Annotated in this window: 10 protein-coding genes; 8 read left to right on the top strand and 2 right to left on the bottom strand. The window is 71.2% G+C overall.

Annotated elements, in window-relative coordinates:
- Positions 1-108 precede the first annotated feature (108 nt).
- On the top strand, positions 109-1221 hold the full coding sequence (locus ACWCRB_RS29405) for a pyridoxal-phosphate dependent enzyme (RefSeq protein WP_450998919.1): 1113 nt from the start codon (positions 109-111) through the stop codon (positions 1219-1221).
- Positions 1222-1247: 26 nt separating this feature from the next.
- On the opposite strand, the gene ACWCRB_RS29400 is transcribed toward ACWCRB_RS29405, so the two are convergent.
- Both ACWCRB_RS29400 and ACWCRB_RS29395 read right to left on the bottom strand, forming a co-directional pair.
- A complete protein-coding gene (locus ACWCRB_RS29400; RefSeq protein ID WP_450998918.1) occupies positions 1248-2084 on the bottom strand; it encodes an oxidoreductase in 837 nt (278 codons plus the stop codon).
- A gap of 152 nt (positions 2085-2236) precedes the next feature.
- Positions 2237-3091: a helix-turn-helix domain-containing protein gene (locus ACWCRB_RS29395; protein WP_450998917.1), complete on the bottom strand. Its 855-nt coding sequence runs from the start codon at positions 3089-3091 to the stop codon at positions 2237-2239.
- Positions 3092-3191: 100 nt separating this feature from the next.
- Here ACWCRB_RS29395 and ACWCRB_RS29390 point away from each other — a divergent pair, with 100 nt between their 5' ends.
- From ACWCRB_RS29390 to ACWCRB_RS29360, 7 genes are all read left to right on the top strand, one after another.
- Positions 3192-3791 (top strand): YceI family protein, encoded by a 600-nt coding sequence (locus tag ACWCRB_RS29390; protein ID WP_450998916.1) that lies wholly within the window; start codon positions 3192-3194, stop codon positions 3789-3791.
- An 86-nt stretch (positions 3792-3877) separates the two neighbouring features.
- Complete coding sequence (locus tag ACWCRB_RS29385) at positions 3878-4843, top strand: hypothetical protein (RefSeq protein ID WP_450998915.1); 966 nt, start codon at positions 3878-3880, stop codon at positions 4841-4843.
- A gap of 5 nt (positions 4844-4848) precedes the next feature.
- Complete coding sequence (locus ACWCRB_RS29380) at positions 4849-5808, top strand: squalene/phytoene synthase family protein (RefSeq protein ID WP_450998914.1); 960 nt, start codon at positions 4849-4851, stop codon at positions 5806-5808.
- 290 nt (positions 5809-6098) lie between these two features.
- Positions 6099-8489, top strand: coding sequence for an ATP-binding protein (locus ACWCRB_RS29375; RefSeq protein ID WP_450998913.1), 2391 nt, complete (start codon positions 6099-6101; stop codon positions 8487-8489).
- A 316-nt stretch (positions 8490-8805) separates the two neighbouring features.
- A complete protein-coding gene (locus ACWCRB_RS29370) occupies positions 8806-8946 on the top strand; it encodes a hypothetical protein (protein WP_450998912.1) in 141 nt (46 codons plus the stop codon).
- A 124-nt stretch (positions 8947-9070) separates the two neighbouring features.
- Positions 9071-9877, top strand: coding sequence for an HlyD family efflux transporter periplasmic adaptor subunit (locus ACWCRB_RS29365; RefSeq protein WP_450998911.1), 807 nt, complete (start codon positions 9071-9073; stop codon positions 9875-9877).
- Between the two features lie 179 nt (positions 9878-10056).
- A complete protein-coding gene (locus ACWCRB_RS29360; protein WP_450998910.1) occupies positions 10057-12171 on the top strand; it encodes an NHLP family bacteriocin export ABC transporter peptidase/permease/ATPase subunit in 2115 nt (704 codons plus the stop codon).
- Position 12172 lies beyond the last annotated feature (1 nt).

Genomic DNA, 12172 nt, shown 5'->3' with positions numbered 1-12172 from the left:
TGGGGGTTTTGGGGGGGGGGGGGGGGCGCCCCCCCCCCCCGAGGATGGGACGGGTAGGGGCGGCGGGGGCGAGACAAAACCGGACGGGCTCGCAACTACTCTGCGTGCATGACCCCATTGCCGGACTGTTACTGCCCCACGGACGGCACCCGCGTCCCCGCAGGCACCCTCACCTGGCGCTGCCCCCTCTGCCAAGGCCCCCTGGACCTCGACTTCGCACCAACCCCCGCCCCCCTCAAGTCCCTCACCGGCAGAGTGAACTCCCTCTGGCGCTACGCGGAAACCCTCCCCCTCCCCACCCCCACCACAACCCTCGGTGAGGGCCGCACCCCTCTCGTCGAACTCCGCCCCGGCATCTCCGCAAAGCTCGACTTCCTGATGCCGACCCTCTCCTTCAAGGACCGCGGCGCCGTACTCCTCGCCGAACTCGCCCTTCGGCTGAACCCGCATCAGGTCATCGCCGACAGCAGCGGCAACGCGGGCACCGCGATCGCCGCGTACTGCGCCCGCGCCCGCCTCCCCTGCACGGTGTACGTCCCCGACGGCACCTCCGCGAAGAAGCTGGAGCAGATCGAGGCACACGGGGCCAGGGTCCACGTCGTCGACGGGAACCGGGACGCCGCCGCGGCAGCGGCCCGCACGGCAGCCGACGCCCCGGGCACCTTCTATGCCTCCCACGTCTACAACCCGTACTTCCTGCACGGCACGAAGACGTACGTCCACGAGCTGTGGGAGGACATGGGCGGCCGGCTCCCCGAGGTGCTCGTCGTCCCGGTCGGCAACGGCACCCTGCTGCTGGGCGCGGCCCTCGCCGTCGCCGAGCTGCACGGGGCAGGCCTCATCGACCGACGCCCCGCCCTGTACGCCGTCCAGGCCGCCGCGGTCGCCCCGCTGGCGCACGCCTGGGCCGAGGGCGCCACCGATCTGACCGGCAGCGCCCCGCCCCCGCCCTCCCCCACGCTCGCGGAGGGCATCGCGATCCCCAACCCGCCCCGCGCCCGCCAGATCCTGCGCGCGGTACGCGACTCGGGCGGCACGTTCCTCACGGTGACGGAGGATCAGATCCGGCACGCGCAAAGGGACTTGGCGTCACAGGGCCTGTACGTGGAGTCGACCGGCGTGGCCTGCTGGGCGGCGGTACGGGAGGGGGCGCTCGGGGCGCGGACGGCGGTGGTGCCGTTGTGCGGGGCGGGACTCAAGACGGGCCTGGCGCCCGCCTGATATCCGCAGATCCACCGCTCCCAGCCTCAGGCATCCCCGAACGCCGTCGCCCGCGTCCGCTTCTCCCAGCCGGCGACATCACCCCGTACGCCTTCCAGATGGTCGAGTACGGCGGTGACCGCGTCGTCGCCGAGGGGCAGGCGCAGCGGGGCGTGTTCGGCGTCGACGGCGGCGAGGATCAGGGCCGCCGCCTTCGCCGGGTCGCCCTGCTGGGCGCCGTCGTTCTCCGCGACCATGCGGCGGACCGCGCCGACCGTGGCGGTGTAGGCGCCGAGGTCCCGGCTGGTGCCCGCCCGGGCGCTGTCGAACAACTCGGTCCTGAAGACGCCCGGTTCGACGATCAGCACCTTGATCCCGAACCCGCGGACCTCCGCCGCGAGCGCCTCGGACATGCCCTCCAGCGCGAACTTCGTCCCGCTGTACGCCGCGAAGCCCGGCGTGGACACCTGCCCGCCCGCGCTGCTCATCTGCACGATCGTGCCCGAGCCCCGTTGCCGCATGTGCGGCAGCACGGCCCGTACCAGCGCTGCGGGTCCGAACACATGCAGGTCGAACAGGGCACGGAGTTCGGCGTCGGTGGTCTCCTCGAAGGCACCGACGTGTGTACGCCCCGCGTTGTTGACGAGCACGTCGATCCGTCCGTGCCAGGCGACCGTGTCCTCCACGGCGGTCCTGATCGCGGCCAGGTCGGTGACGTCCAGGCGCAGTGCCTGGACCTGTTTGGGATGGGCGGCCACAAAGCCGTCCAAGGCGCCCGTACGCCGTGCGGCACCGACGACCACATCGCCCGCGGCGACCGCCGCCTCGGCGACGGCCCGCCCGAGGCCACTGCTCGCACCGGTGATGAACCAGACCCTGCTCATGAGGTCAGCCCTCCCGTAGACCGCTGTCCGCTCACTGCCCCGACTGTTCAGAAGCTCGGGGAGCAGCCTAGAGGGAGCGCGGCTTCCGCAGGGTGGCGTACGCCTTCACAGGGCCGAATAAAGTCCCTGGTCGGCGAGGCGCCGACCAGGGTTCAGCCGCTCACCGCCCGCAGCGCGCCCGGCCTGCGGCCGTTGAGGCGGTCGAGGGCGGTCGCCGTGGCCTCGTCGGCCGGGATGTGCACCACCAGTCGCTGGCCCTCGTCGCGGAGAACGAGCGTCTCGTACGACAGACGCAGTCGACCCACCTCGGGGTGGTCCACCAGCTCGGTCCCGAACCGGGCGGGCGTGACCGGAACGGCGGTGAGCCGGTCCCTGAACGGCGCCCCTGCCGCCGCGAGTTCCTCGGCCAGGGCGGTCACATGGGGGTCGTTCAGCGAGGTCTCGTCGCGCATGTGGGCGATCTGTTCGTCGGCCTGCCGCTCCCATCCGGGGTAGACCGCGCGGGCCCGGTCGTCGGTGAACAGGTACCGCAGGACGTTGGGCGGATCCCCGTCGAGCAGGCCCAGCGGGCGGGCGTACCGCTCGTAGCCCTCGGTGTACGCCACGATGTCGCCCATCCAGTTGAGCAGGACGGCCGGCGCGGGCTCCAGCCCGTCGAGGAGCGCCCGGAGGGTGGGGCGGACCGTGCGCACCAGCGGTGCGGTGACCGACTGGCACACCGACTGGCCCTCTCCGTGTTCCTTGGCCAGGCGGTGCAGCAGCAGACGGTCCGCCGTCGGCAGCCGCAGCACCTCGCCGATCGAGGCGAGGACCTGGGGCGACGGGTTGCGGTCGCGGCCCTGTTCGAGCCGGGTGAGGTACTCGACGCTGATACCGGCGAGGGTGGCCAGCTCGGCCCGGCGCAGCCCTGGCGTACGGCGGCGGGCGCCCGGGGGCAGCCCCACCTCGGCGGGGGTGACGGCTTCGCGGCGGGTGCGCAGGAAGGTGCCCAACTCGTTGGCGCTCACGTGTCGAACGTACAGCGGGCGCCGCCACGGAGGATGGCCCTGCCACTACCACCCTTGGCCAGGCCTCCCTCTCCCGCCGCGGGGGCCACACGCTGAGGCCATGAGCAACGACAACGCCACGAACGCCACCGCCGCCACTTCCGTCAGCGATCTGCCCCTCTCCCCCGGCGACTGGGAACTCGACACCCTCCACTCGGCCGCCAACTTCACCATCCGCCATCTCGGGATCACCAAGGTGCGCGGCCGGTTCACCGGCCTGAAGGCGGCCCTGTACGTCGGCGAGACGGCCGCCGACGTGCGGGTGAGCGCCGAGATCGCCCTCGCCTCCATCGACACCGGCAACCCCGACCGCGACGCGCACACCCGCTCGGCCGACCTGCTCGACGTGGAGAAGCGCCCGACGATGACGTTCCGCTCGACCCGTGTGTCCGGGGCGGACGAGGACTGGACGATGGAGGGAGACCTGACCGTCGGGGACGTCACCCGCCCGATCACGTTCGCCGTCGAACTGGGCGGCGTGGCGGTCTTCCCCCTGGACCGGCGCAACCACGCCGGCTTCGAGGCGACGGGCGAGATCCGCCGCAGCGACTACGGCCTGGACTTCGGCACCGGGCTCCTCAGCGACGTGGTCAAGATCCACCTGGACATGCAGTTCATCGGACCGGAGAGCACGGAGGGCGCGGAGGGCGCAGACGACTGACGGTCACTGGTGCGCGGGCACTCGGAGGCGTGGCATAGCATCAACTTCCCTTTTGCACCTGGCCACTTACCCCCAAGGCTGCTCGCATGCCAGACAGAACCACGGCGGACGCCAACCCCACGGATGCCGCCGCGCCCTCATCGTTCGTGGACGAGGTGATCGAGAGTGTCCTCCCCGACGCGGCGGACACGGACCGGCGCAGACGGAACCGGAAGGTCCGCATCAGCGTGGGCTGGGTGGTCGTCAGCTCGCTCGTGCTGTTCCTGCTGACGAAGGGCGTCGACTGGCTGACCTCGGAGCACGACGCGAAGGTGGCGAGCGAGGCCGACGACAAGGTCGACCGGGAGGGGCCCGCGTTCTCCGCCAGTGTCCGGCAGGACACCGAGAACGGCGAGGCCTCGCTCTACAACGCCCCGTTCTCCGGTCAGGAGAAGCAGCAGATCCTCGGCTGGTCCCCCGACCTGCGCCCGATCAGCGAGGGCCATCACGGACGTGGCGTCTTCTACTCCGACGTCTGGAAACTCTCGACAGACTCGCAGTGGTGGGGCTACTCCGAGGCATGGCTGGCGGACCTCATCAGCGACCGGCAGGCCGCCCTCGTCGTCAACGGTATGCGGATGAAGGACGTCCGGTGCACCCCGGCCAAGGCCAACACCGTGATCATCACGCACGGTGAGGGCGAGGGCAGCTACGCCGGAATGCTCTTCGACGTGACGCGCTCCACCAGCGTCCCCGTGCTGACCGGGGAGGACGAAGAGCACTACGGCGAGCCGTACTTCGCGCACAAGAAGATCGACCTCGGCAACGGCGCCACCCCTGGAGGCCTGCGCATCCAGGTCACGTCAGGGACGAAGGACTGCACCTGGAAGGCCTTCGAGGTCACCTACGTGGACTCGGACGGAACCCACACGCAGGACATCACGAACAACGGCAAGGGCTTCACGGTGCACGGCATCGCGGCACACCCCGAGCAGGTGTACGAGTTCAACGTCACCGGCATGCTGGAGTGCACCCCGCTGGAGCTGGGGCGCTACGACTGCCCGGGATGGTGACGGGGATGCGCACGTGGCAGCGGAGCCTGACCGCGGCCGGGGTCCGGACACCGGAGCTGCGGAACGACTACGGCGACGCGCGCAGGCTGGTGGCACGGTTCCGCCGCAGCTCGTACCTGGCGGCCCGTCTGCTGCTGCCGCCGTCGGTGCTGCCGCACGTGGTGGCAGCGACGGCCGTGATGCACCACGGGGACAACCTGCTGGACACCGGCCCGAAGCCGCAGCGGATCGCGGCGTGGGCGTCCTGGGAGCAGCGGGTGCACAAGGCACTGGAGACGGGGGTGGCCGACGATCCGCTGATCCGCACGTTGCTGCACACCGTCGCCGCGTATCCACGGCTTCGGGGTGCGGTCGAGGAGTATCTGGCCACCGCCGGCGCCGAGCTGGAGTTCACCGGCTTCGACTCCGAGGCCGACTACCAGGCCTACGTGGACGCCTACTCGCTGCCCGCCTTCATGCTGGTGGCCGTGCTGCTGGGTCCCGAGGACGACGACGGCCCGTACCGGGCGATGTGCCGGACACTCATCGACGGCAGCCAACGGCTGGACTTCGTCAACGATCTCGCCGAGGACATCGCGGAAGGGCGGCCGGGCATTCCGGCCCGGACACTGGCGCGTTTCTCGGTCACACCGACGGACCTCGCGGCGGGCCATGAGCCGCCGGGGCTGCGCGAGTTGGTGGAACACGAGATCAGTGCGGCCCTGGCCGCCCTGGAGGCGGCCCGTGAACTGCCCGCCCAGGTCCCGGCCCCCGGCCGGGCACTCCTGAACGCGTTCGTCGAGATCGAACTCCTGACCGCCGACGCGGCACTGGCACGCGGAGCGGCGCTGCTCCACGGTTCAGCGAGCCCTCCGCTGCTGGGCACGCTGCGGGTCCTACGGGATGCCCGCCGCACCGCGAGAAGCGCCGGACGCATCACGGGAAACAGGAAGGGGTCGGCTCCCGGAGGAGTCGACCCCATTTGACCTGCATATTCGTCAAGAACCCGGGGGGCGGTTCAACATCAGCACGCGAACCCGCCGACGACCACGTCCGCTCCGTCCTCGCGCCGCGAATGGCGCCCGCGGCGTCAGGAGGGACCGGCGCCGGAGTGCGGGAGGAAGCACCAGGCCGTGTGACGCGGCTCACGTGAGCCGTTCGGATCTGCGCTCCGTTTAGAGCGTGACGCAGCTCAACGCGCGCCGTAACGCGGAGCATTCGGTTCACGGAAGAGTGGAGTGAGCGCATCGTCGTGTCGCACTTATCCCATTGCGTGGTGTGTTCCGCCGGAATACCGGCGGCGAGTGAATCACGGCGAACGCGGCTCTACTGCTCGAACGCCTGTCGGCAGCGGGCGTACCGGCACCGCTCAGGGACGGCGGGCGGTGACCGAACGGAGTCGGGAGGCGCGGGTGCCGGGCCCCGGGCGGGGCTGGACAGCTTCGTCGGGCGGCAGCAGGAGTCGGCGGCGCTCGCCCGGCTGGCCAGGCACCACCGGCTGATCACTCTGTTCGGTCCCGGCGGGGTCGGCAAGACCAGGATGGCGACGCAGTACGCGGCGTCCGTGGCCGTGCGCCAGGCGTTCTCCGACGGGGTGCACATGGTCGAGCTGGGCGGGATCAGCCGCTCCGACCTCGTCGCGCAGGCCGTGGCCGAGGCCGTGGGTGCGACGCAGCAGCCCGGCGGGGCTCTGGAGGACTCGCTGGCCGAGGCACTGGGCGGCAAGAACGCACTGCTGGTCCTGGACAACTGCGAACACCTCGTCGAGGCGTGCAGCGCGCTGATCGCCTCGCTCCTGCCGCGCTGTCCGAAAGTGCGCGTCATCGCCACGAGCCGGGAGACACTGCGGCTGCCCGGCGAGAAGGTGTTTCCGGTGGCCGAGCTGGCCGTGGACGACGCGATGCAGCTGTTCGCGGACCGAGCGACTGGTGTGGCGGCGGCCTTCGCCGTCACTCCCGACAACCGCGACGCCGTGCGGTCGATCTGCGAGCGGCTGGACAATCTGCCGCTCGCCGTCGAGCTGGCGGCGCGGCTGGTACGGCTGCTGCCGCTGCACGAGATCCTCAACCGGCTGCAGGACCGTTTCTCCCTGCTGACCTCCGACACGAGAAACGCCGACAGCAGACATCGCAGTCTGTACGCCGCGATCGACTGGAGCTACGGACTGCTCAGCCCCGCCGAACAGGCGCTGCTGCGGCGGTTGTCGGTGCTGCCGGGCGGATTCGGCTTCGATCTGGCGGGCGCGGTCTCGGCGGACCTCGGGGAGCCGGTCATCAAGCTGATCGCCGGACTGGAGTCCAAGTCGCTGTTGACGCCGGTGACGGCAGGGGCCGGGGCGGGCACAGAGGGCCGCGCGCGGTTCCGGCAGCTGGAGTCCGTACGGGCCTATGCCCGGGAACAGCTCCTCGCCCACGGTGAGTGGGATCTCGCCGCCGAGCAGTTGGTGGCCGCGCTCACCACCCTGGCGTCCGCGCAGGCCGAGCAGTTCACCATGGACCGCCCGACCGCCGACCGTCTCTTCGCGGAGCAGGCCAATCTGCTCTTCGCCATCGAGTACGTACGCGGCCGGGCCGACCCTCGTGAGGTGCTGCTGGCCGCCACGCTGATCCGGTGCCGCACCGCGCGGGGCATCATCTCCGACAGCCGTGAACAGCTGACCGGGGCTCTGCGGGTCGAGGGCGTGCCCGTGACGTACCGGGCTCTGGCCCTGGAGGAGTCGGCGTGGCAGGCCGCCTGGCTCGGTGACCACGAAGCCGCCCTGGTGTCCGCGCGGCAGGCTGTCGAACTGGCTCGGGACGCGCACCGGCCGTTGCGCTGCCGGGCCCTCACCGCATTGGCCTTTGCCCATCAGGTGTGCGAGAACTACGCGGAAGCGACCGCGAACTTCGCGGAGTGTCTGGAACTCCTGCGGGATTTCGGCGACCCGGCGAGCATCGCGATCTGCCGGCACAATCTGGCCTGGGCGACGATGCTGAGCGGCGACCTGGACAGGGCGGCGGCGCTGCTCGATGAAATCCTGCCGATCTACCGCGGTCGCGGCAGTGGCGAACCGACCCGGCTGGCGAACGTCCTGCACACGGCGGGCACCCTGGAGCTGCGCAGGGGCGACCTGGTCACGGCGGCCACGCACTTCGCAGCCGGGCTCCAGGCCCTGGGCGATCAACATGCGCGGCCCACCCCCTACTTGCTGGAAGGGCTGGCGATCGTCGCGCTGCGCAGCGGTCGCGCGGAGCGCGGACTGCGGCTGGCCGGCGGGGCCGAGAGTCTGCGGCAGGCCCTGGGTTCGCAGGATGACGAACCGTGGTGGCAGCAGTTGTTGACCGACGCGGTGGAGGCCGTACGCGCCCGGCAGCGCGGTGGCGACGCGGACCGCGCTCTCGCCCAGGGGCGGCGGCTGTCGCCGACCGGCGTCGTCGGCTACGCGTTGCGCCAGGGAGCCGTGCGGCCGGCCCCGGAGCCCGCGCCGTCGCCCACGGTCAGCGCCCGGGAACGAGAAGTGGCCGCGCTCGTCGCGCAAGGAAGCAGCAATGTCGAGATCGCGACCCGGTTACGGATCTCGGAACGCACCGTCGAATCCCATCTGTCCAGCGTGAGAACGAAGTTGGACCTGCGGTCGCGGGCTCATCTGGCGGCCTGGGCCGCGCGCAACCTGCCACAGACCGGTTGAGCCACTCCCTCCTGCCCACAGACCGGTCGCTGATCTTCATGGCCTTCCAGGCTCGATGTCCCGATGTGTCGATGTGTCGATGCCTCATGTCTCACTCGCACTCCGCGCCCTCGCTCGCGCCCCAGCGGTCACACCCGTCTCACGGGGCGCTGAACTGCGCAGACAGGCGGATCGCCCCGACGTTACGTAACGCCTGAGGGCAGCCCCGATGGCACGCACCCCGTCAACTGCGAATCTCTGGTCATCAGCCGATCGCGAAAGCGGTCAGGCGCCGGGAAAACCGAGTACCGGCAAAACCGAGAAAGAGGAGTACGCCATGGTCCAGCTCAAGAAGAACGCCAAGGCCGCCAAGCCCGCCGACAAGCCGAACGCCGACACGCGGATCGCCACCCGCGAACTGAGCGACGCGGACCTCAAGCGCATCGCCGGCGGCCATCGCGGCGGCGCCCTCCAGTAACCAGCAGCCCCGCCGACACGCGGGTCGCCACCCGCGAACCGAGCGACCCGGCCGGGCACCGCATCGTGCGGTGTCCGGCCCCCCTCGGGGCCACACCACCCAGGAAGGACAGGAGGAGAGTCCCGTGCAGTTCCGCCGTACCGCGCTGGCCAGATTGGACGCCCCGGAGGCCCTGGACATCCCCGTACGCCTGACTCGGCCCGGCGGGTGGCTCGTGCTGGCCGGGCTCGCTGCCGTCGTGGCGTCCGGCTGTCTCTGGGCCTTCGCCGGAACCGTGCCGCGTGATGTCACCGCCACGGGGGTCCTGGCCATCGCCCAGCCGGCCTTTCCGCTGCAGAGCACCGCGGCCGGTCAGCTCACCGAGCTGCTCGTCCAACCGGGTACGGGCTTCGCCGCCGGGGCTCCGGTGGCCACCGTCACCACCGGCGACGGCATACGGACGACCGTGCGCGCCGCCGTCGCCGGCCGGGCGACCACCGTACTGGCGAAGCCGGGGCAGTTCGTCACCAACGGGACGACGCTCGCCAACGCCTTCACCGTCGAGACGACGGACGACCCGCTGATGGCCGTGGCCTATGTGCCGGCCGAGCGCAGCACCGCGGTCGGTGTCGGAACCGAGGTGAACCTGACCGTGCGCTCCGTACCGGCCTCGGCCTTCGGCGTACTGCGCGGAACGGTTCTGTTCGTGCAGCACACCCCCGACACGAGCACGCAGATCGCCCCGCTCCTCGGCAAGGAGCTGGCAGCGGAGGTCACCCGCGACGGACCGGTGGCGAAGGTGGCGGTGGCCCTGCGCGCGTCGGACCGGACGGTCAGCGGGTACGCCTGGTCGACCTGGGCCGGTCCGCCCGACCGGCTGGTCTCCGGAAGTCTCGTCACCGCGACGATCTCCCTGCCGCCTGCCCGCCCGATCGAAATGATGTCGCCTTGAGTGCCCGTCGCCCCGACCCGCCCGCAGCGCCTCCCCGCCCCCTCGCTCCTGCCCGCACCCCCTTCCCCCTCGGCATCGGCGCAGCCACCGGCCGCCACCGGAAACGGACCGCGTGGACGCCGCCCGCGCTTCCGGCACGTCCGTGGCCACACCCGGTACGGACCAGACCCGTCCTCCAGATGGAGGCCACCGAGTGTGGAGCGGCGGCACTCGCGATCGTCCTGGCGCACCACCGTCGCCATGTCCCGCTGGCGGAACTCCGGCTGGTGTGCGGAGTGTCGCGGGACGGGTCCAACGCCGCGAACATCCTCAAAGCCGCCCGCCACTACGGCCTGGACGCCAAGGGCATACAGACCGAGGCCGACGCCCTCACCCACGCGGAGGCGCCGGCCGTCCTCTTCTGGAAGTTCGACCACTTCGTCGTCTGGGAGGGCACCGGACGCCGCTTCGGCCGCCCGGTGGCCTTCATCAACGACCCGGCCTGCGGACGGTACGTGGTGTCGCCGGAGGAGTTCGACGCCGACTTCACCGGCGTGGCGCTCACCTTCGCCCCGGGGCCGGGCTTCCGCCCGGGAGGCCGGCCGCCGAGGCTCCTCGCCGACGTGCGCACCCGCCTGCACGGCACCTCCGGGGCCCTGCTGATCGGTCTGGTCGCGAGCCTGCTCCTGGTCCTCATCGGCATCGCCACCCCGACGTTCACCATCGCCGTCGTCAACGCGATTCTGCTCGGCGCCGACACCTCGTCGCTGCGGCCGTTCTTCGGGTGGATGGCGGTCGTGGTCGTCGTCACGCTCGGCCTGACCCTGCTCCAGCAGGGCTACCTGCTGCGCATACAACTGGCCTCGTCGGCCCTCGGCCACGCCCGGTTCCTGCGCCATCTCCTGCGCCTCCCGGTCTCCTTCTTCGGCCAGCGCAGCCCGGCGGAGGTCACCAAACGGCTGGAGACCAACGGCGAGGTCGCCCAGACCGTGGCCAAGGACCTGGTCAGCGTGCTGGTCAACGGTGTGGTCATCGTGGTGTACGCCGCGCTGATGTGGGCCTACGACGTACGGCTCGCGCTGATCGGAGTGGGCCTGGCGCTGCTCAACGCCGTGGCCCTGGGGGCCGTGGTGCGCAGCCGGGAGAGCGCGGTGGCGAAACTCGTCGCGGACCAGGGGAAGTTCTACGAGGTGTCGTTCGACGGACTGCACCTGATCGAGACCATGAAGGCCACCGGTGGCGAGAGCGCGTACTTCCAGCGGTGGGCAGGCCATCAGGCGGCCACGGTGAACGCCCGGCAACGGCTGTTCACGCCGAGCGCGGTGTTCGCCACCGCGGCACCCACGCTCGCCGTCGTCGCGAGTGCGCTGGTACTGCTCGTCGGTGGCCTGCGCGCGGTGGAGGGGGCGGTCTCCATCGGCGTACTGGTCGCCTTCCAGACCCTGATCACCAGCTTTGCCCGGCCGGTCGACGAACTGACCGCGGTGGCCGCCCGGGTGCAGGACATGAACGCCGCCGTCGCGCGGCTCAAGGACGTGGAGGACTTCCCGGCCGACGAGGTCTTCGCCCGGCCGGAACCCGAACGGATCCGCCGGCTGGGCGGCCGGCTGGAGTTCGACGCGGTCACCTTCGGCTACGCGCCCCTGGCCGAGCCGCTGCTCCGCGACCTCTCCTTCACCGTCGGCCCGGGACAGCAGGTGGCGCTCGTCGGCGGCTCCGGCAGCGGCAAGTCGACGACGATCCGTCTGATCTCCGGTCTCCACACCCCCTGGTCGGGCGAGATCCGGCTGGACGGGCAGCCCCACACGACCGTCTCACGCGGCACGCTCGCCGCCTCGGTCGCCTTCGTGGACCAGGAGATCTGTCTCTTCGAGGGAACGGTGCGCGACAACGTCACGCTGTGGGATCCGTCGATCCCCGACGACGCGGTCGTCGCCGCCCTCAGGGACGCCGCCGTGTGGGACGTGGTGGCCGGCCGGCCCGGCGGCATCCACTCCCCGGTCGATGAGCACGGCCGCAATTTCTCGGGCGGCCAGCGCCAGCGCCTGGAGATCGCGCGTGCGCTGGTGCGTTCGCCCAGCGTGCTCGTCCTCGACGAGGCGACCAGCGCCCTGGACGCCGAGACCGAGCAGGTGATCGAGGGCAATCTGCGCCGACGCGGCTGCGCGTGCGTGGTCATCGCGCACCGGCTGAGCACCGTACGGAACAGCGACGAGATCATCGTCCTCGACCGGGGCCGGGTGGTCGAGCGCGGACGCCACGAGGAGCTGATACGCGCCGCCGGTCCCTACGCAGACCTGGTGAAGGGCCATTGAC

The sequence above is a fragment of the Streptomyces sp. NPDC002156 genome (assembly GCF_053593675.1).
This window is presented reverse-complemented; position numbering and strand designations above follow the sequence as displayed.

Bases quoted from the DNA above. Each gene is read 5' to 3' on its own strand.
- ACWCRB_RS29405 (WP_450998919.1), top strand. From the start codon at position 109: ATGACCCCATTGCCGGACTGTTACTGCCCCACGGACGGCACCCGCGTC.
- ACWCRB_RS29400 (WP_450998918.1), bottom strand. From the start codon at position 2,084: ATGAGCAGGGTCTGGTTCATCACCGGTGCGAGCAGTGGCCTCGGGCGG.
- ACWCRB_RS29390 (WP_450998916.1), top strand. From the start codon at position 3,192: ATGAGCAACGACAACGCCACGAACGCCACCGCCGCCACTTCCGTCAGC.
- ACWCRB_RS29385 (WP_450998915.1), top strand. From the start codon at position 3,878: ATGCCAGACAGAACCACGGCGGACGCCAACCCCACGGATGCCGCCGCG.
- ACWCRB_RS29380 (WP_450998914.1), top strand. From the start codon at position 4,849: ATGCGCACGTGGCAGCGGAGCCTGACCGCGGCCGGGGTCCGGACACCG.
- ACWCRB_RS29370 (WP_450998912.1), top strand. From the start codon at position 8,806: ATGGTCCAGCTCAAGAAGAACGCCAAGGCCGCCAAGCCCGCCGACAAG.
- ACWCRB_RS29360 (WP_450998910.1), top strand. From the start codon at position 10,057: ATGGAGGCCACCGAGTGTGGAGCGGCGGCACTCGCGATCGTCCTGGCG.